General features: G+C 60.2%; 18 protein-coding genes. 6 read left to right on the top strand and 12 right to left on the bottom strand.

Annotation, left to right across the window (positions count from 1 at the left end):
* Positions 1-22: 22 nt before the first annotated feature.
* Positions 23-919, bottom strand: a complete 897-nt coding sequence (locus tag OHL18_RS03425) for a cytochrome c3 family protein (protein WP_263373427.1) — start codon at positions 917-919, stop codon at positions 23-25.
* 715 nt (positions 920-1,634) lie between these two features.
* Between OHL18_RS03425 and OHL18_RS03430 the strand changes: the two genes are divergently transcribed.
* The 5 genes from OHL18_RS03430 (at position 1,635) to OHL18_RS03450 (ending at position 7,454) form a co-directional block, all read left to right on the top strand.
* Positions 1,635-2,741, top strand: a complete 1,107-nt coding sequence (locus OHL18_RS03430; RefSeq protein ID WP_263373428.1) for a hypothetical protein — start codon at positions 1,635-1,637, stop codon at positions 2,739-2,741.
* A gap of 251 nt (positions 2,742-2,992) precedes the next feature.
* On the top strand, positions 2,993-3,706 hold the full coding sequence (locus OHL18_RS03435; RefSeq protein WP_263373429.1) for a DNA-3-methyladenine glycosylase family protein: 714 nt from the start codon (positions 2,993-2,995) through the stop codon (positions 3,704-3,706).
* Between the two features lie 15 nt (positions 3,707-3,721).
* Positions 3,722-4,009: a type II toxin-antitoxin system Phd/YefM family antitoxin gene (locus OHL18_RS03440; protein ID WP_263373430.1), complete on the top strand. Its 288-nt coding sequence runs from the start codon at positions 3,722-3,724 to the stop codon at positions 4,007-4,009.
* The gene (locus tag OHL18_RS03445) at positions 4,006-4,434 is read left to right on the top strand and encodes a type II toxin-antitoxin system VapC family toxin (protein ID WP_263373431.1); all 429 of its coding nucleotides are present in this window, start codon (positions 4,006-4,008) and stop codon (positions 4,432-4,434) included. Before OHL18_RS03440 ends, OHL18_RS03445 begins: the two co-directional genes overlap by 4 nt.
* Before the next feature lie 299 nt (positions 4,435-4,733).
* Entirely contained in the window at positions 4,734-7,454 is a 2,721-nt protein-coding gene (locus tag OHL18_RS03450; protein WP_263373432.1) for a DUF3536 domain-containing protein, read from the top strand.
* A 134-nt stretch (positions 7,455-7,588) separates the two neighbouring features.
* Here OHL18_RS03450 and OHL18_RS03455 read toward each other — a convergent pair whose 3' ends face one another.
* The 10 genes from OHL18_RS03455 to yajC all read right to left on the bottom strand — a co-directional run bounded on the left by OHL18_RS03455 (position 7,589) and on the right by yajC (position 16,330).
* Positions 7,589-8,338 (bottom strand): YIP1 family protein, encoded by a 750-nt coding sequence (locus tag OHL18_RS03455; RefSeq protein ID WP_263373433.1) that lies wholly within the window; start codon positions 8,336-8,338, stop codon positions 7,589-7,591.
* A 43-nt stretch (positions 8,339-8,381) separates the two neighbouring features.
* Complete coding sequence (locus OHL18_RS03460) at positions 8,382-8,522, bottom strand: hypothetical protein (RefSeq protein WP_263373434.1); 141 nt, start codon at positions 8,520-8,522, stop codon at positions 8,382-8,384.
* Positions 8,523-8,704: 182 nt separating this feature from the next.
* A complete protein-coding gene (locus tag OHL18_RS03465; RefSeq protein WP_263373435.1) occupies positions 8,705-9,526 on the bottom strand; it encodes a tetratricopeptide repeat protein in 822 nt (273 codons plus the stop codon).
* Positions 9,527-10,167: 641 nt separating this feature from the next.
* A complete protein-coding gene (locus tag OHL18_RS03470; protein ID WP_263373436.1) occupies positions 10,168-10,599 on the bottom strand; it encodes an ExbD/TolR family protein in 432 nt (143 codons plus the stop codon).
* 77 nt (positions 10,600-10,676) lie between these two features.
* A complete protein-coding gene (locus tag OHL18_RS03475; RefSeq protein WP_263373437.1) occupies positions 10,677-11,105 on the bottom strand; it encodes an ExbD/TolR family protein in 429 nt (142 codons plus the stop codon).
* Positions 11,106-11,218: 113 nt separating this feature from the next.
* On the bottom strand, positions 11,219-11,962 hold the full coding sequence (locus tag OHL18_RS03480) for a MotA/TolQ/ExbB proton channel family protein (RefSeq protein ID WP_184217739.1): 744 nt from the start codon (positions 11,960-11,962) through the stop codon (positions 11,219-11,221).
* A 131-nt stretch (positions 11,963-12,093) separates the two neighbouring features.
* Positions 12,094-12,825, bottom strand: a complete 732-nt coding sequence (locus OHL18_RS03485; RefSeq protein WP_263373438.1) for an energy transducer TonB — start codon at positions 12,823-12,825, stop codon at positions 12,094-12,096.
* A gap of 293 nt (positions 12,826-13,118) precedes the next feature.
* Positions 13,119-14,078: a protein translocase subunit SecF gene (gene secF / locus OHL18_RS03490; RefSeq protein ID WP_263373439.1), complete on the bottom strand. Its 960-nt coding sequence runs from the start codon at positions 14,076-14,078 to the stop codon at positions 13,119-13,121.
* 186 nt (positions 14,079-14,264) lie between these two features.
* Positions 14,265-15,860 (bottom strand): protein translocase subunit SecD, encoded by a 1,596-nt coding sequence (gene secD / locus OHL18_RS03495; protein ID WP_263374583.1) that lies wholly within the window; start codon positions 15,858-15,860, stop codon positions 14,265-14,267.
* A 164-nt stretch (positions 15,861-16,024) separates the two neighbouring features.
* Positions 16,025-16,330, bottom strand: a complete 306-nt coding sequence (gene yajC, locus OHL18_RS03500; protein WP_263373440.1) for a preprotein translocase subunit YajC — start codon at positions 16,328-16,330, stop codon at positions 16,025-16,027.
* Between the two features lie 392 nt (positions 16,331-16,722).
* Between yajC and OHL18_RS03505 the strand changes: the two genes are divergently transcribed.
* Positions 16,723-17,223 (top strand): heme-degrading domain-containing protein, encoded by a 501-nt coding sequence (locus OHL18_RS03505; RefSeq protein ID WP_263373441.1) that lies wholly within the window; start codon positions 16,723-16,725, stop codon positions 17,221-17,223.
* 208 nt (positions 17,224-17,431) lie between these two features.
* On the opposite strand, the gene tgt is transcribed toward OHL18_RS03505, so the two are convergent.
* On the bottom strand, positions 17,432-18,559 hold the full coding sequence (tgt, locus tag OHL18_RS03510; RefSeq protein WP_263373442.1) for a tRNA guanosine(34) transglycosylase Tgt: 1,128 nt from the start codon (positions 18,557-18,559) through the stop codon (positions 17,432-17,434).
* Positions 18,560-19,274 lie beyond the last annotated feature (715 nt).

A 19,274-nucleotide genomic window follows, 5' to 3' on the forward strand; every position in this document is an offset into this window, starting at 1 on the left:
CGCTGCCTTTAGCTGCCTTTAGCTATCTGTGGCACGTCTCGCAGCTTGAAAGCTGTTCCGGCGTTCGTATGTGGTACTGGCCTGTCAGATACTTGCCCAGATCTTCCTGGCTGGTGAACTTGTGGAAGCTCGCCGGCATGAGCATCGCCGGAGGAGCGTCGCTGACCGTTTGGCCTTCGCCCGTAAGCGGATGCGGCTGTAGCGGAGTTCCAGAATCGCTCTTACCAGCTCCCATCTGCAGGAATGCGACCTCAGGATTGCTGCTCGAAGGATCCTTGGTCGTGCAGGCGATGTTCTGCGCCGTCGGTCCGCTTACGCCCTTGTCAGCGCACCACACCGGCTTGTCGGTCGAAGGTCCAGCCCACGCCATATTGTAGATCTCGCTCGTCGGCCGCAGGTTCACGCCAGGATTGCGGTGGCAGTTCAAACACCACTCCATCTGCAACGTGTTCTGCTGATACATCAACGGCATCTCGTCCACCCGGCCATGACAGCTTGCGCAGCCAATGCCTTTATTCACGTGGATCGAGTGATTGAAATAAACGTAGTCGGGAAGGTCGTGGACCTTGATCCACTGGATCGATGCTCCCGTCGCCCAGCTCTGCCGAACCGGTTCAAGCAGTTGCGCGTTGGTCCAGATCTGCGAGTGGCAATTGATACAGGTCTTCGTCGGAGGGATACCCGCGTAGCTCGACTTCTCTACCGACGTGTGACAGTACTGGCACTGCAGCCCCAGGCCCACAACGTGGTGCTTATGGCTGAACGGTACCGGCTGGTCAGGACGCTGGCCCTGGCGCGTCACCCAGGGGGAGCGCTGCAGGTTATCCAGCGTGACGCCGAGCGCAATCACGATGACCCCGGTCAGGACCAGGCTGAACCGCGCCAGAGCGTTCGAACTACGATCAAAAACTTGCGCCATGAGAGCTTTCCTGCTTCCTCTGCTTTTCCCGTAACCGCTACTACGGAACTTCGAAAAAAGAACCTCTACTGCGAAACACTTCTGTCACCACCCGGTCTAACTGCTCAACCCTTAGTGGAAACAACATCGCCGCCTCAACTCAGACGGTGGTGAAACGGAACCTGCGCTCCCGGCACAACGTAACTACCTGCGACGGAAGCAACTTGGAAACTGCAACCTGCACAAAAAACGCTGCTTCAGGACCCATGTCGAATGGACTCAAACCCTACCGGCAACACATCTTCTGTGTCAACCGGTAACCAAAATAGGGATTACTGTCCTGATTTGCACTGCTAAGAATCCAAGTTATAGCACTCGAGAAAAAAATCCAACCGCCCAAAACTCGGACGTAAGTGGTCTTATATCTTGGATTTCCATGCCCTGAACGCTCTTTCGCACTACATCTCATACAAAAATCCCCGCAGCGTCAACATTCTCCACAAGTAATCCCTTTTTGGCACTGGTTCCCACTCTTGGTTCGCCCCCGAATTAAATTCCGCGCCCCGTTCGATGTTCGACCATCCAGACCCGGCAGTTTCTGCATCTGTTCGATCATCGGAACACTCTGATACCGCTTCTGCGTCCGCTATACTCGACCTACGCGCTCAAAACCTGATTCGGCATCCCCTATCGAGCATTCGGTACCCGACCCATCAGCCCACCACAGGAGATCGGCTTGATTCAGAGAAACCTCAAAGCGCTCTCCCCAGGCTTCTACCCCGACACCTATCCGGACGTTCAGCCCTCCTCGCGTCCCCGCCCGATAGTCGTCGCCGTTGTCTCCGTCCTGCTCCTCATGGCGACCCTGCATTGCGCGCTCTCCGTCTTCTGGCTCAACTACAGCTACGTCGACCTCCGCCTCTACGTCGCCGGCACCGCTCCCATGCCCTACCAGGGCCGCATCGGCATGATGCCCATCCTCCAGGCCGCGCAGAACTCTCCGCGCTTCGTCGATCTCGCAAAGAAAGTCGACGACAACCGCCACCTCCGCCACAAGCGCTTCCCCTTCGAGCCCATCTCCGCCCTCAAACTCGCCAGCCTGCTCGCCGGCGTCGTCGCTCTCCTGCTCACCACCGCAGCAGCGCTCTTTTACGGTCTCAAGCGCTATCCAAATTTCTGGTGGCTCCCGCCCACGCTCATGCTGGCCATGCTCTACATCACTGAGGCAGCTCGCTACGAGGTCACCCTATGGTACCCCTGGGACCTCCCCCACGCCTTCCTCTTCGGCGCTGCCTGCCTGCTCATCTTTGAGGGCCTCTGGGTCCCCGTCTTCCTCGTCTTCCTCATCGACCTCCCCGTCCGCGAGACCGCCATCTTCCTCATGCCGTTGAGCTTTGGCGTCGCCTGGGTACGCGGCCAGCACAGACAAGCGATCGCCATCTCCCTCGCCATGCTCGCCGTCTGGATACCCTTCCGCCTCTGGATTCTCCACCGCTACGCCGCCAATCTCTCCACCGAGATGGGCCTGCACCTCGGCGAAAACCTGCACAACGTCGTCAACCCCAGCCACTGGCCCCAGATGCTCAGCGCCTTCGGCTTCCTGCTCATCCCGCTCATCATGGGCAACCGCCTGCTGAAGCCCTCTCAGCGCGCCTTCATGCTCGCCGCCGTGCCCTGCCTCATCGTCACCTCCGGCTACGGCGTCTGGGCCGAGACCCGCATCTTCGGCGAATGGCTCCTGCCCGCCGCCGTCCTCGCCACCGCCGAGATCGATCGGCTCTTCGTCAACCGCCAATCCGTGGCTTACGATCTCTCCAGCGCCGAAGCCTCTCGTGTCGCGTAGGAGTACTTGTCCGTCATCTTGAGCGGAGCGCGAAGCGCGGAGTCGAAGGACCCGAGAACGACCGCACTACCCGAGATGCTCGAACCTTTTCGCCACAAACCAAGTACCCGACACCAAAGAATCGTCATCTCGACCGAAGCCACGGACAGCCTCACCGTCCGTCGCGCAGTGGAGAGACCCCCGCATTTCTCCCTTCTAACTTCTCCCTCTTTTTCCTACACCCTACCCCCTAATCCCTATACCCTGCCTTCATGCCGTACGAGCGCAAGAGCCCCCGCCCACCCCGTTACGACCACGCCCAGGCCATCGCCGACCTCTCCGCCGCCGACCCCAAACTCGGCAAGCTCATCGCCCGCGTTGGCCCCTTCACCATGAAGCTCGCCAGCGCCCAGTCGCCCTTCGAGGCCCTGCTCGAGTCCATCGTCTACCAGCAGCTCCACGGCAAGGCCGCCGCCACCATCCACCGCCGCCTCATCGAAGGCTTCTACCCGCTCGTCGGCGAAGGCATCCATCCCAGCCCGCAACATCTCCTCGACTGCCCCAACGAGCAGCTTCGCGCCGCTGGCCTCTCCCACAACAAAGCCCTCGCCGTCCGCGACCTCGCCGCCAAGACCCTCGACGGCACCGTCCCCACCCTCGCCCACATCCGCCGCATGTCGGACGAAGCCATCATCGAGCACCTCACCCAGGTTCGCGGCATCGGCAAGTGGACCGTGGAGATGATGCTCATCTTCCGCCTAGGCCGCCCCAACGTCCTCCCCGTCGACGACTACGGCGTCCGCAAAGGCTTCGCCCTCACCTTCGGCAAGCTCAAACCAACAGACAAAGTCACGCCAGGCGATCTCCCCAAACCAGACGAAATGCGCAAGCGCGCCAAACGCTGGCAACCCTGGTGCTCTGTCGCAACCTGGTACCTCTACCGCGCCTGCGACCTCGCCACTGAAGAAGCTAAGTTAGCCAAGTAGGAGTATTCTCAACCTATGAAAACGGTGAACATAGGCGAGCTCAAGAACCAGCTAAGCGGCTATCTCCAATACGTGAAAAATGGGGAAGAGGTCGTCATAAGGGATCGCAGCGTTCCAGTGGCGCGAATTCTGCCCTTCCGTCACGGCGCAGGATGGGACGAGGAAGCTCAACTGGTCGCTTCAGGAGCCTTGAAGATGCCGGAAGAGGAGATTGACTGGAGTCAGTTTTTTCTCGCTCCCGCAGGCAACGTCTCGCAAGAGATTGCGGTGGAAGTAGCGATCGATAGCCGGGGAGACCGGTGACCCCTGCTTTCTGGGATACAAGCGCGCTGGTGCCTTTGTGCGTCCAACAGCAGCCGAGTCCCGCAGTGCAGAAGCTCCTCGAACAACATGAGATTGCGGTCTGGTGGGCCACGCCGGTCGAGATTCGCAGCGCCTCCGAGCGCCTTCTCAGGATGGGCCAGCTAACGATCCCTGATCACGTAGCGGCGGTAGCGCGACTGGAGAAGCTTCGACGTGGATGGCGCGAGTTGCAGCCAACGGAATCGCTTCGAGCTGAAGCAGAACTCTTCCTGAGCAAGTATCCCCTCAAAGCCGCCGACGCGCTTCAACTCGCCGCCGCGTGGATCTGGTCTTCCGGTAATGCCCAGAATTACGTCTTTATCTCAGGAGACACTCAGCTCCTGGAAGCCGCGCGTCATGTTGGCTTCCAGACTGTTACTCCATAACCGCATGAAAATTGCATAAAAAGAAGAGAACGTCATCTCGACCGAAGCGACGGACAGCACCATCGTCCGTCGCGCAGTGGACGGACCCCGCATTTCATTCTTCTCCACATCGCTACTCAATACCAGCGCCTGAGACCCGCCCCATACAACCCCATCCCCACCTCAAACTCCACCAGAACAAAACTCCCCTCCCCAATCACCTCCCCAGCAAAAACTCCCATCCCCGAACCCTGTAAGCTGTTGGCTGTGCCGATGTGCCACACCCGGCCCGGCATCAAACATCTCAGGAGACCGGCACCATGCCCAAGGCGACATCCACACTCAAGCCTCAAAAGGCTGCTCAGAGCGCCTCTCGCCCCACTGCCGCGCAATCAGCCGAAAAACCTCTCCGCTACGTCTGCGTCCACGGCCACTTCTACCAGCCGCCCCGCGAGAACCCCTGGCTCGAGACCGTAGAAGTCCAGGACTCCGCCGCCCCCTACCACGACTGGAACGACCGCATCACCGCCGAGTGCTACGCCCCCAACGGTGCCTCCCGCATCACCGACATCGAAAACCGCATCGTCCGCATCGTCAACAACTACAGCCGCATGAGCTTCAACTTCGGCCCGACGCTGCTCAGCTGGCTGGCCGACAACGCCCCCCGCGCCTACCGCATGATCCTCGACGCTGACGTCGCCTCCGCCGCCAGCTTCAGCGGCCACGGATCGGCCATGGCGCAGGTCTACAACCACATCATCATGCCGCTCGCCAGCCGCCGCGACGCCCTCACCCAGATCCGCTGGGGCATCGCCGACTTCGAGTCCCGCTTCGGCCGCAAGCCCGAAGGCATGTGGCTCGCCGAGACCGCCGTCAACCGCAGCGTCCTCGACCTCATGGCCTCCGAGGGCATCAAGTTCACCGTCCTCGCTCCCATCCAGTGCGCTCGCGTGCGCCGCCTAGCTACGGCCCCTCCCGCTGCCACTCCCGACCTCGAAGCCGAAGTCGCCGATGGCCTCGACGGCACAACTCCCGCAGCAGCCACAACAGCCCCGGCCCCAAGCTGGATCGGCACCCCTGACGCTACCGTGGACCCTACCCAGCCCTACCGCGTCCAGCTCGACGAAGGCCGCAGCATCGCCGTCTTCTTCTACAACGGCCCTGGCTCCCGCGCCATCGCCTTTGAAGGCCTTTTGAACAGCGGCGAGACCTTCGGCCACCGCCTCCTCGATGGCTTCCATCCCGGCCCCAGCGACGCACCTCAGCTCTCCCACGTCGCCACCGACGGCGAAAGCTACGGTCACCACCACAAGCACGGCGAGATGGCCCTCTCCTACGCCCTCCACTGGCTCGAAGCCGACAACCACGCCCGCCTCACCAATTACGGCGAGTTCCTCGACAAGTACCCTCCCACCTGGGAGGCCGAGGTCGCCGAAGATACCTCCTGGAGCTGCATCCATGGCGTCGAACGCTGGCGCTCCGACTGCGGCTGCAACGGCGGCAAGCCCGGCTGGAACCAGAAGTGGCGCGGCCCCCTGCGCGCCGCCCTCGACTACCTCCGCGACGCCACCGCCCCGCTCGCCGAGAGCCTCGCCGAAGATCTCTTGGTCGACGTATGGGCCGCCCGCGACGCCTACATCCAGGTCGTCCTCGACCGCTCCCCGGCATCCATCAGCCTCTTCCTCGCCCAGCACGCCGCCCGCCCGCTCACCGAAGAAGAACGCACCACCGTCCTCGAGCTCATGGAGCTCGAACGCCACACCCAGCTGATGTACACCTCCTGCGGCTGGTTCTTCGACGAGATATCCGGTATCGAGACCGTCCAGATCATCGCCTACGCCGGCCGCGTCCTGCAGCTCGCGAGCGAGCTCTTCGGCGATCCCGGCCTCATCCTCGAAGAGCGCTTCCTCGAGATCCTCGCGAAGGCAGAGAGCAACGTCCCCGACATCGGCAACGGCGCCGAGGTTTACCGCCGCTACGTCACCGGCATGAAGCTCGGCCTCGAGCAGGTCGGCGCACACTACGCCATCAGCTCCATCTTCCGCAGCTATCCCGAAGATGGCGAACTCTTCTGCTTCGACGTCCACCGCCACTCGCACGAGGTCTTCGCCTCTGGCCGCGGCAAAGTCGCCCTGGGTCGCGCCCTCATCCGCTCCCGCATCACCGAGGAGAGCGAAGAGATCTGCTTCGCCGTCCTCCATCTCGGCGACCAGAACCTATCGGCCGCCGTCCGCCGCTACGCCCCCGAAGAGGAAGCCGCCTTCGTCAAGTTCTCCGACGACGTCCGCAGCTCCATCCGCCGCGCCAACCTCCCCGATGTCATCCGCTACATCGACCACTTCTTCGAGCCCAGCAACGTCTTCCCAGACCAGTTGCACGGCGAGCCCCACCCCTCACGCACCAGCTACTCCCTCACCTCGCTCTTCGCCGACGAGCAGCACCGCATCCTGCGCACCATCCTCAACCAGACCCTCTCCGAGATGGAAGACTCCCTCCGCAACATCTACGAGGACCACGCCAGCCTTCTCCACTACCTCACCGAGTCCGGCATGAGCCCACCGCCCGCCCTCGCCCTCGCCGCCAGCTTCGCCCTCAACGCCAGCCTCCGCCGCGCCCTGGAGGCCGAGGACTTCGACGCCACCGAGGTCCAGTCCCTCCTCACGCGCGCCGAAGGCGACCAGGTCACTCTCGACGGCACCCTGCTCGGCTTTACCGCCAGCCAGCGCATGAAGCGCGCCATGGTCAAGCTGGAGGTCGCCATGGCGTCCCTGCTGAGCTCTGCGGTCACGTCAGCCCACTCGACCGCCATGCACAACCTCCACGCCGCCCTGGCGATCGCCCATACCATCGCCGCCATGCCTTTTGAGGTGAACCTCTGGCAGGCGCAGAACATCTGGCACGACCTCCTTCGCCGCAGCCGCGACTCCGCCGGCATCACCGAATCCAGCCTCGAATGGAAGGAAGGCTTCAAGCGCCTCGGCCTCGCCCTCAACATCGCCGTAGACCGCCTCATACAAGAAGATGCCGCCCAGGAAGCCTGACCGCGTTTGGTTGCACCGAAACGTCATCTCGACCGGAGCATCGCGGCTTCATGCGATGCGTCGTGGAGAGACCCCCGCATCTCTTGGATAGCCAGAATGTAGGTTGCCCTGCCTTCGCTTCCCCACCAAAGAATCTACCCAAACGCCGCCGGCGTCACCTTCAGCAGCAGCACATAAATCAGCCACCACCCCAGCACGATCGCCCAGGCCACCCCACGCTTGATCCCCGCCACCGTCGAGATCCCAATCGCCAGCAACGCCGCCGTCCAGATCGAAAAAATATCGATCGCTGACAGCAGCGCGACCAAGGTCTTCGGCAACTCGCTGTCCGTCAGATAGAAGCCCGGGTTCGTCCCAATCGCATTGTTGATATTGAACGGATCGCTGGCTACTCCCGCATAGATCCCCGCGATAACGAGCAGCGTATACACGGTGATCGGCAGCGTCCCGTAGAACCAAACCCCCAGCATCTGTCCATAGGTCGACTTGCCGCCGGCCCCAAAGTTCGCCGAGGCCAGAAAGATCCCGGCACAAGCCAGCCCCGCGACCAGGCTGATCACCGGCGCGATGTACGACAGCTTGAAGTTGAACTCGATCTGGTGCCGGATCTTCGCCGCATCCTCAGGCGTCGCCGACGCGATCCGCTGCTCCATCGACGGCGAGTTGTGGATCACCTGGTCCACCAGCGTCGGCAGCCCCACAGCGTGCAGCAGCACGTACGCATAGATCAGCCCCACCACCGACGCGACCACGAACGGAGCCCACCAGCCAGAGCTCTTCTTCACATCCGCGAACGCCTTCGATGGCGCAGTCATGACTGTCACAATCCGTGCGAACGGGTTCGATACGCTCACTTCATCTGCAGCAGGGCTAAGCTCCGTCATATGCGCCTCTTACCTGAATTTTCTTTCCAGCGATGCGAGGATTCTAGCCGCCAACCACTATCCTCTGGCAAGCGAATTCTAACTTCGCCGCTTCCACCGCCTGCACCGCCTCAAATCCGGGTGCCCCATCCATCGCGCTCTTGTCTTCGCGATGGGTGGGACCTTCGTGCGCAGCACGAACCACCGTCCTCTCCACCCACGAGAACACCTCATTGAAACAAAGGAGGACGGCCTCTAGACCGGAGCACAGCGCAGTCGAAGCCCCCTGCGTTGGCCTTCATTCACTCCGCCAACTACGGCCGCACTCAACCAGAAAAACGGCCTCCCTTTTGGGAGGCCGTTCACATCATCCAGGAGGAAAGCCTCTTACTGCATTGAGACGCCGCCGCCCACTGCCTTTTCCTTCTTCAGCTCGTTCGCCTTGCGGGCGCCCATACTCTTCTGCGTCCAGTCGTCCGCAGCAGCCAGGTCGGCCTTGCGCGCAGCGTCGTTGCCGCACTCCAAGTCCGCTTTGCGGCGGCTCATCAGGTTCAGATAGGTCATCGCCTCTTCGTAGTTCGGGTTGATCTGGACCGCCTTCGTCAACACGTCAAGACCTTCCGTCACCGGGGCCGTATTGGCATCCACCAGCTTCTGGCAGGCGCCCTTGCTCTTCTTCACGTTGCCGTTACCGTCGTCCGTCAGGCCATCGGCAGCAAGAATCGCAACCGCGCTCTTGTACGCCTGCATCCAGTCCACAACGCCGATCGTGTAATACGCTTCCGCATCGTTCGGGTCGATCGCGATGACCTTGCGCTCATACAGCTTCGCGTCGTCCATCTTCTTGATGTTGCGGCTGATCGAGGCGATCTGCTTCAACGCGGTCAGATCGTTCGGCTTCGTCGAGAGAACATTCTGGAACCCATCGAGCGCCTTGTGCGCCATCTCCAGATTGTCCGGAGTATCCAGGTTCGGGACCACCTGGTTGGCATACGCGGTCGCGAGATAAAGCTTCGCGTCCGAGTAGTTCGGGTCATCATTGATCGCGTTCTGAAAGTGATTGACCGCTTCTTCGTACTTCTGGTTCTTGAACGCCTGGACACCCTTGTTCAACTGGTCGCGCGCCTGGAGTTGTTTGCAACCGGTAGCACCACATAGCATCATCGCCACAAAGGCGGCCGTGACCGGAACTCGTGCAGTCAATTTCATCGGGCGGGTGTTCTCCTTGGGGGGCGCAATCATAGGCATGGCACGCTTTTCTATTGTTTTAGGATTTGCTGCGTGGACTGAGTGTACTGGCACATAGTATCAAATGACCAGCCTGCGAAGATAACCTTTCATCGAGAGCCGCATGGCAACCGCCATACAAACCATCGCGTTTCATCACTTGCGTCAGCCTTCATTACACGTCGAATAACAAAGGCCAATCGCGACTCGCATACATTACATCCAGAAATACAAAGGACGCAAGCAAACGGGTTCTCTTGGGGCGGACCTGCAACTGAACGTATCGGAACTGGACTGCCTGAAACTCGATGTATCGGAACCGAACGCACCCGAAACTCAACGTCGCGGGATTGAACCTACCTGGAATTCGTCATCTCGACCGAAGCATCGCGGCTTCCTGCGATGCGTAATGGAGAGATCCCCGCACTCCGTCTTTGTTCTTGCTCTTACCAGCCCCCTGAAGCCACAAACAAGGAAGCTCCGAGCCATGTTTCTCAGATCCGAATCGCCCTACGCGAAGAACTCCGCATGCGGAAGGGAGCCAAAGGTAAAACTCCGCTGTTGCCACCAACAAGCAGGGCGACGAGACCATCGGTCTGTCGCCCTGCTCATTGGCTTTTTTCTTACTGTCCTGCTTCGACCCGTGGTGTAATCAGGCCGATGTTATCCACCCCAGCCTGGTGTCCGAAGTCGATGACCTCCGCGATCTTGCTGAAGTCCAGCGCCGGATCGCCCTTTACGAACATCGTCTTCGTCTGACGCGTCGAGAAGATCGACAGCAGTTGAGGCTCGAGGTCAGCCTTGGCAAACGCCGTCTCGTTGATCTTGTACGAGGTCTGAGCGCCGTTCGCCTGGATCTGCACCACGATCGTGTTTGGATCCGGAACATCGTCACTCTTCGTCTTCGGTGGCTGAGGGATCAACGTATCGAGACCCTTCGGCGTCACCGGCACAATTACCATGAAGATAATCAGCAGCACCAGAAGAACGTCGATCAGCGGCGTTACGTTGATCTCCGATACTGAACCACCCTGACCACCACCGCCCATACCCATAGCACTTCTCCTTATTCCACCGGGCTCCCGGCCTTACAGAAACGAAAAACGAATACTGAACGGCTGATGACTCGAGTTTACTGGTCCTTCTTCTCGGTCAGCATCACCAGCGAACTCACGCCCGCTGAACGAATCGCATCCACCGTATCCATCACCTTGCCGTAGTTCGACCGCGAGTCCGCGCGCAGGAAGACCGACTTGCTGCCCTGCTTGTTCGCTTCCATCCGGGCCGTGATCTTCGCTCCCAGGTCGTCGATCTGAACCTGGTCGCCGCCAAGGAAGGTCTTGCCGTCACGGGTCACCGCAACGACGGTCGAGTCTTCCTTGTTCGCGTCTTCCATCACCACCGCCGCAACGGCGATCGGAAGGTCCACGTTAACCTTGTTATTCAACATGGGCGTGATCACCATGAAGATGATCAGCAGCACCAGCATCACGTCCACCATCGGGGTGACGTTGATGGCGGAACTTACCTTCTTGCCCTCATCGCGCTTCGAGATTCCCATTATGTACTCCGTACCATCAAGCGATCTTGTACTTCAATCCTGTCTTCTGCCGACCTTACTCTCCGGGCCCAAAACTCGGGCCCGGAGGGACGCCCCTGCAACATGCCTCAGGATTAGTGGCCGCTCTGCTTGATGAAGTAGTCCACCAGCTCAGACGAGCTGTTGTCCATCTCGACGTCGAACGCTTCTACCTTGTTGGTGAAGTAGTTGAACGTCATAACGGCCGGGATCGCGACGAGCAGACCGAAAGCGGTCGTGACCAGAGCTTCCGAGATACCGCCGGCAACCGCGCCGATACCCGAAGTCTTCGAAGAGGCGATCGACTGGAACGCCTGGAGAATACCAAGCACCGTGCCGAGCAGGCCGACGAACGGAGCCGTCGATCCAACGGTCGCGAGACCGCCAAGACCGCGCTTCAGCTTCGCGTGAACGATCGCTTCCGAGCGCTCAAGGGCGCGCTTCGAGCTCTCGATCTGGGCTTCGGTGATGCTTCCACCCGAACCGAAGCTGCGGAACTCCTGCAGGCCAGCGGTAACAACCTCTGCGAGGTGCGACTTCTTGCTACGATCGGCAACCTTGATCGCCTCATCCAGACGGCCATCCTTCAGCGCGCCGGCAACCTTCGGAGCAAACTCACGCGACTGCTTACGTGCTGCCGAGTAGTACAGGTAACGGTCGATGATCACAGCCAGCGAGTAGATCGACATGATGAAGAGGATGACGACGATCGAAAGAGCGTCCCACTTCATGTGCGAGATCATGCCTACAAGGCTGAAGCTCGGAGCTTCGGCTTCCTGGAAGAAGGCGGCGAGGACGTGGGGAGCGTGTGCGAAGTTTGCGAGATGAGCGAGAATCACTGGAATCTTTCCTCCGGTTTTTTGACCCTGACCTGCCAGGGTGTTGCTAAATCAAGTTCAATGCGTACTCCCCGCTTCAAAGGCGACAGGAAGCCCAACAAATCTGCTCCGCCTGCGAGGGCGGTTAGGTTCTAGCCGCCACCAAAGTTGAAGTTCACAGTGATCGTGGTATCGACCTCGGTCGGCTCGCCGTTCAACAGATACGGCTTGTACCGCCAAGTGCGAACTGCATCGAGAGCGCTGGCACGCAGCATCTCTGGACCGCTGATCACCTGCAGGTTGTCGATCGTGCCGCCTTTCGAGATCACGGCGTGAAGAACGACAGCGCCGGAGACGTGTGCCGCCTTGGCGATCGGAGGATACAGGGGAGTCTGACCGGAAAGCTTGTTACCCTGAATCACACCACCGGATACGCGGGTCGGCCCCTTGGGAGGAGCGACCTTCACCACGGGGGCAGGGGCTGTTCCCATGCCGCCCATCACGCCGCCAAATGCGCCAGCGGGCGATCCCATGCCTGCGCCCATGCCAGCAACGCTGGTGGTCGGCGGAGGCGCTGCCTCAACGACCTTATTGATGTCCTTCGGAATCTTGGTGGGGGCGTGGAAGCCGGTGTCCACCTGCACTTTGACCGTCATCGGCTTGATCACAGCAGCCGGCGGCGGAGGAGGCGGAGGCGGAGGAGGCGGTGGGGGCGCAGTCAACATCGCCGTCATCGACCCTTTCGGCAGGGCTTCAGGGTAGAGCAGCGGGATCAGGATAATGACGCCAACAATAGCGGCATTGAATCCAAACGTGGCAATCATCCAGTATTTGGACTTTGACTTGATCTTGCCGCCGGACTCCATCAACGAATCTTCAAACATGGGCGACCTCTTCCGGTGATGAAAGCTTTTTTCAGCTATCTCTTACTTGGACACCGAGGGTGCAAGATTTGTTCCCGCGGTGGGAAACTTGGTGAAATTGTGGAAATCTTTACAATCCCACCGAAGGGTCACGACCATAATTCGCGTGGAGTCCCCGCGAGAGCGGCTAGCCTGGCACCCAAGCCGGGTGTCCCCATATCTGGCAGCTTCAGCGCCAGGTGTGGGATCAACCGTCACCCAAAGCAAAAGGGAGCCCAAAAGGCTCCCTATTCGCTACACCCTATTTCTTGCTTCTAAGCCTTCACCCGCTTCGCCGGCAAAACCGCCTGCTTACCCTGCTTCAACCGCCAGTCCTGATAAGCCACCAACATCGGCGCAGCCACTGCAATCGACGAGTACGTCCCGATCAAAATACCGACCACCAGCGCGAACGAGAACCCATGCAGCACCTCGCCGCCAAACAGGTACAGCGACAGCACCGTCAGAAATGTCAGCCCTGATGCGATAACGGTTCGCGAAAGCGTCTGGTTGATGCTCTTGTTCACCACGTCGGCAAGATTCTCCCGCCGCGTAGTCGCCAGGTTCTCGCGAATACGATCAAAAACGACAATCGTGTCGTTCATCGAATATCCGATCAACGTCAGGATCGCCGCAATCACCGTCAGCGTAATCTCCTGGTTGATCAAACTGAACGCGCCCACCGTGATCAGCGTGTCATGGAAAACCGCCGCCACCGCCGCGAGCCCATAGATCAACTCAAACCGGAACCACAGGTAAACCAGCATCCCCAGCAGGGAATACCCCGTCGCAAACCACGCCTGGCTCTGCAACTGCTTGCCCGCCGTAGGCCCGACGATCTCCACCTGCTGCACCGTGAACCCGGAGTCATGATAGTTCGCTCCAAGCGCCGCCAGCACCTGCGCCCGGCCAGCGTCATGGTTCGCATCTGATGTCGCCGACTCCGGCAGACTGATCACTTCTTCGTTGCTCGTCTTCTGCAGCACGTCGCTGATCCGCGTGATCTTCGTCCCGCGAATTCCAGCAGCGTCCATCGCCGCCCGGATGTGGTCTTCATTCGGCGTCGAGTCGAACTTCACATACACCAGCGTCCCGCCCTTGAAGTCCACGCCCGTAGGGATCCCGTGCCAGAACAGCATGCTCAGCACGCCCGCCACGGAAAAGATCAGCGAGAATCCCAGGAAGTACCACTTCTTGCCCAGCCAGTCGATATTTGCGTCGCGAAACAGTTCCACAGTCCTAAACCTCGTCGGAGCCTCAGCCCCGCAAACTTTCCATCAAGCTTCAAACCTACTCTGATACGTCATCTCGACCGGAGCGTAGAGGAGTGGAGAGACCCCCGCATCTGCCTTCGCCCAGCCTCAACCATCCGGGTGCCCCATCCATCGCAGTCGTATCGCGATGGGTGGGACGCAAAACCCCTAAATCGACAAAGCCGCGTTCCGATCTTTGTTTCTCAACTCAGCGTCGAAGATCACCCGCGACACCAGCACCGCGGTAAAAATATTCGCCAGCAAACCAATGGTCAGCGTCACGGCAAACCCCTTCACCGGCCCGGTTCCGAACAGGAACAGAATCGCCGCCGAGACGATCGTCGTCACGTGGGTATCCACAATCGTCACCCACGCATGCTTGAAGCCTTCCTGCACCGCCATCGCCGCCGTCTTCCCGCTGCGTAGCTCTTCGCGAATGCGCTCGAAGATCAGCACGTTCGAGTCGACGCCCATACCGATCGTCAGGATCACACCCGCGATTCCCGGCAGGGTCAGCGAAGCATGGCTATACCCCAGGAAGCCCAGCAGAATCACGAGGTTCAACACCAGCGCCAGGTCCGCATTGATGCCCGCGCCCCGGTAGTACACCAGCATGAACGCCATCACGACCAGCATCCCGATCACCGCAGCGATCACGCCCTGCCGAATCGAAGCAGCTCCCAGGCTCGGCCCAACCGTCCGCGTCTCAAGATACTTGATCGAAGCCGGCAGCGATCCCGTCCGCAGCAGCATCGACAAGTCCTTCGCCTGGTCGGATGTAAACCCACCGGTAATCCGTCCGGTATCGCGAATCGCCGACTGGATCGTAGCCACCTCTTTCACTTTGTTGTCCAGGATGATCGCCATCTGGCCGGTGCCCTTGTGCTCGTCGGTGAACTTGTAGAACCGGTCGCCCGCCGCCGTCGTCAGGTTGAAGGTAATGTCTGGCCGCGCATTCTCGTCCTGCGATGGCTGCGCATCGCGAAAGTCCGTACCCGCCACCACGCTCACCCGCTTCACCATCCAAACCTGGTCGCCCGTTCCCGGCGCGCCATTTCCATGCACCAGCATCGAGTCCGGCGGCAAGCCCGCCGGGTTTGCCGACATTGCATCCGCATCCGTCGGATACGGCCCGCCCGTCACTTCATGAATCTCAAGCCGTGCCGTCGACTGGATCACATCCTGCACGTGACCTGGATCGTCGATACCCGGCAACTCCACCAGAATCTCGTTATCGCCCAGACCATACTTTTCGATCACCGGCTCGCTCACGCCCAGCTTGTCGATGCGGTCGCGAATCGTCTCAATCGACTGGTCCAGCGCCCGCGTCTCAAGATCGCGAATCGCGCCCACCTTCATCGTCAGCGTCTGCGATCCGTCCGCGTTGCTGCCAAGATCATAGGTCGCATAGTTCCCGTTGTTGAACACGCCGCGAGCATCGCCCAGCTTCGCCGCCGGAATCCCCGAGACCTGGATGATCTCCGGATGGTCCGGGTTGGGCTTCGTCACCACGGTTCCCGTCACGCCCGCCTTGGTCAGCTCGTCCTCGAGCGTCGCCACAGCCGTGTCCGTCGCATGCGACAGCGCCTCGACCACCTGAACCTGCAGCACCAGGTGCGTTCCGCCCTTAAGGTCCAGCCCAAGGTGAATGTTGCGTGCCAGGGACTCCTTCAAGCCGCCCTTGGGAATCCCGATGATCCCGTAAACCGACACCAGCAGCACTGCAACGATGAAGATAATCCGATTGCGAAGACTCTTACCCATGATCTCGAATGCCACACTCTCTAAAGAAGTACTACCCTGCGATTCCTTTGAAACCTAACCTCTAAAACTTGTCATCCTTCGCCGCCACAACGCTGAGTCGGAGGCCGAAACTCTGTGCCCCATTCATCGCAGTCGCATCGCGATGAGTGGGTCGGCCACAACCCCTAAGCAGCCTCATCCGTAGTAACCGCGGCAATCGCGCTCTTCACAAACTCGAGCTTCACACCATCCGGCTGCACGCGAACGATCACGGCGTCATCCTTGACCGTCAGCACCTTGCCCCGGATCCCCCCGTTGGTGGTCACCGTATCGCCGCTCTTCAACTGGCCCAGCATCTCCTGCCACTTCTTCTGCTTCTTCTGGTTCGGCACGATCATCAGAAAGTACATCACACCGAAGAACAGGATCGGCAAAGCCAACCCGCCCAGATTTCCCAACCCGAAACCGCCCTCAAGCCACATCGCCAACATCAAAGAAGACTCCAGTCCTGCTCAAAACAGGGAAACTCCGAAAGCCGTCACCCCGCACACGCTTCCCGAAGAAAGCTCGAAAAGACAGTCAGCGGAGAGCGGAACACATAATGATCGCACCTGAAGGCCATCAGTGCCAAGCTGGATCGCCCATGAAGTCTCCGCAGCACAGATCATGACAGCCTCAAGGCGCCCATAGAGCACGAGGCACCACACCCCGTCATTCTGAGCCGAAGGCGCAGAATCCCCGCATTTGTGCCGCCCATACATCGGCCACTCCGGAAGCCGGGTGCCCCATATCTGGCGGCTTCATCGCCAGATGTGGGAGTTGGCCACAAACCTCGGTGCCGCCAGCACCTCATTTACCTCCATGCGCTAAACTCTCCCACACCATGTCCATAGCATCCGACCGCGCCCAGATCGCCCTCCAGGAAAGAGAACTCGTCTTCCCCAGCTTCAACTCCGAGATCGCCTGGTTCCTGGGCAACACCCTCCGCACCCTCGCCGAGACCCGTAAGCACCCTGTAGTCATCGACATCCGAAAATTCGGCGACCCCGACCAGCAGCTCTTCTTCACCGCCCTGCCCGGCACCACGCCCGACAACGCCCGCTGGGTCCTCCGCAAATCCCGCGTCGTCGCCCGCTTCCACCGCAGCTCCTACGCCGCCGGCCTCTATTTAGAGGAGCAGGGAACCACCTTCTCCGCCAAATACTCCCTCCCCGACGAGGACTACGCCACCCACGGCGGCGCCTTCCCCATCACCGTCGCCGAAACCGGCGTCGTTGGCGCCGTCACCGTCTCCGGCCTCCCTCAGCGCCAGGACCACGAGCTCGTCATCGAAGCCCTCTGCAACCACCTCAACCTCGACCACGCCACCTACAAACTCCCCTAACAGACCCCTTTACCGAGAACACTTCATCTCGACCGGAGCGAAGCGCAGTGGAGAGACCCCCGCATTTTTTTCCCAGGGCCACCACTTTGTGCCCCATTCATCGCAGTCCTATCGCGATGAGTGGGTTCGCCACAGACCCGCTTCACTCCAGCACCCACGTCGGGTGCCCCATATCTGGCAGCCTCATCGCCAGATGTGGGATCTCCGCCTAACCCAACTCACCCCTTACCCTCTCCATCGTGTCCAGATAAAACGCCAAATTATGGATCGAGTTCAACACCGCACTAAGCGCCTCCCCCGACGAATAAAGGTGCCGCAAATAAGCGCGCGTATACCGCGCACACACTCTGCACGTACACGACTCATCGATCGGCCGCTGGTCCTCGGCATATTCCTTCTTCTTGATATTCATCCGGACGACCGATGAAGACCCCGGCTCCCGCATAAACAACAACCCATGCCTCGCCGCCCGCGTCGGCAACACGCAGTCCATCATGTCCACGCCCATCTTCGCGTACTCTTCAATCTCATCCGGATACCCCACGCCCATCACATAAACCGGCTTGTCTTTGGGAAGGACTTCAAGCGTCCGCGCAATCATCTCCCGAGTCACCTCCCTCGGCTCGCCCACCGCCAGCCCGCCAATCGCGTACCCCGGAAACTCCATCTCCACCAGCCGCTCGGCCGACTCCTTCCGCAAGGCCGCATACATCCCACCCTGCACAATCCCAAACAAGTTCTGCGTCTGCCCCCCTCGCTCCTCAAACCACGGCACCCGCTCTTTCTCCGCCTCGAACCGCTCCTTCGACCGCGCCGCCCACGCATGCGTCAGCCCCATCGACTGCTTCGTCCGCTCCCACGTCGCCGGCGTCTCCACGCACTCATCGAAGGCCATCGCAATGTCCGCCCCCAGCGCAATCTGCACGTCCATCGAGTGCTCCGGCGAGAAGAAGTGCTTGCTCCCATCGAGATGCGACCGAAACTCCACACCCTCCTGCGAAATCTTCCGCAGCTTGCTCAAACTGAAGACCTGAAACCCACCCGAGTCCGTCAGCATCGGCCGGTCCCAGCCCATAAACTTATGCACTCCACCCATCCGCCGGACAAGCTCATGTCCAGGTCTGAGGTAAAGGTGATACGTATTCGCCAGAATGATCCGCGCCCCCACCCCACTCGCGCCGTTCGTCTCCAGCACATCCTGCGGTACGGCCTTCACCGTGGCCGCCGTCCCCACCGGCATAAACACCGGCGTCTGCACCTCCCCATGCGGCAGCGACAACATCCCCCGCCGCCCACCCGCATCACTCGTCTTCAAAACCTCAAACCGCAAACCCATCCCTAAAGTGTACGAGCCGCCGGTATCCATGGCGCGCAGGTACTGGGTGCCCCATATCTGGCAGCCTTACCGACAGATGTGGGCGATGCGCCCACAAACATGCCTGCCGCTCTCAGGTGATTGAACTAACTCACTCAATGCGGTAGCTTCCATGCGGAACAAGAAATATCGTCGCGACAAAACTCCAAGGCATCCATGCGAGCATCCTTCCTTTGCCGAGCACTACTGTTCTCCTCTCTCCTGCTGCCCTCAACCTCGGCGGTCCTTGCTCAGGAGCTCATGGGTGTGGAAGGACAGATTCGGAAAGGCAGACATCGAAACCGCAAAGGCCTACCGCGCTGCCGTCATCCGGCAGGACGGCCTTCGCCACATCTCTTAGCGAACCCCTGACCCGAGTCCGCCAATGTGGAAGTTAGCTGAAATACCTGGCCTTGCCTAAGGGCACGGCTTCAGCCGTGCCATAGCCGATCTACTTGCAGCGCGGATTTAGTCGCTGAGGTACAGTTTCGTCTCCGGCTCTTTCAACGAGCTCAAGAGAGCAGCAGCCGCTTCCAGGCAGGCCACCGACAAAACCTACCGCGAATAGTGCCCCGGTCGTTCCACCGCCATCCGTTCATAGAGCGAGCCCAGGAACTTCGAAGGCTGCTCCGTGCAGGAAGCATCCGTCGTCTCCCTCAAACTCGCCAGACACTGCGGACACTCATTCCGCCAGAAG

This window comes from Granulicella aggregans (genome assembly GCF_025685565.1).
GTDB lineage: Bacteria > Acidobacteriota > Terriglobia > Terriglobales > Acidobacteriaceae > Edaphobacter > Edaphobacter aggregans_B.

Excerpts from the sequence above, each read along its gene's own strand:
- OHL18_RS03425 (WP_263373427.1), bottom strand. The coding sequence starts at position 919 with ATGGCGCAAGTTTTTGATCGTAGTTCGAACGCTCTGGCGCGGTTCAGC.
- OHL18_RS03435 (WP_263373429.1), top strand. The coding sequence starts at position 2,993 with ATGCCGTACGAGCGCAAGAGCCCCCGCCCACCCCGTTACGACCACGCC.
- OHL18_RS03440 (WP_263373430.1), top strand. The coding sequence starts at position 3,722 with ATGAAAACGGTGAACATAGGCGAGCTCAAGAACCAGCTAAGCGGCTAT.
- OHL18_RS03450 (WP_263373432.1), top strand. The coding sequence starts at position 4,734 with ATGCCCAAGGCGACATCCACACTCAAGCCTCAAAAGGCTGCTCAGAGC.
- OHL18_RS03455 (WP_263373433.1), bottom strand. The coding sequence starts at position 8,338 with ATGACGGAGCTTAGCCCTGCTGCAGATGAAGTGAGCGTATCGAACCCG.
- OHL18_RS03465 (WP_263373435.1), bottom strand. The coding sequence starts at position 9,526 with ATGAAATTGACTGCACGAGTTCCGGTCACGGCCGCCTTTGTGGCGATG.
- OHL18_RS03470 (WP_263373436.1), bottom strand. The coding sequence starts at position 10,599 with ATGGGTATGGGCGGTGGTGGTCAGGGTGGTTCAGTATCGGAGATCAAC.
- OHL18_RS03475 (WP_263373437.1), bottom strand. The coding sequence starts at position 11,105 with ATGGGAATCTCGAAGCGCGATGAGGGCAAGAAGGTAAGTTCCGCCATC.
- OHL18_RS03485 (WP_263373438.1), bottom strand. The coding sequence starts at position 12,825 with ATGTTTGAAGATTCGTTGATGGAGTCCGGCGGCAAGATCAAGTCAAAG.
- secD (WP_263374583.1), bottom strand. The coding sequence starts at position 15,860 with ATGGGTAAGAGTCTTCGCAATCGGATTATCTTCATCGTTGCAGTGCTG.
- yajC (WP_263373440.1), bottom strand. The coding sequence starts at position 16,330 with ATGTTGGCGATGTGGCTTGAGGGCGGTTTCGGGTTGGGAAATCTGGGC.
- OHL18_RS03505 (WP_263373441.1), top strand. The coding sequence starts at position 16,723 with ATGTCCATAGCATCCGACCGCGCCCAGATCGCCCTCCAGGAAAGAGAA.
- tgt (WP_263373442.1), bottom strand. The coding sequence starts at position 18,559 with ATGGGTTTGCGGTTTGAGGTTTTGAAGACGAGTGATGCGGGTGGGCGG.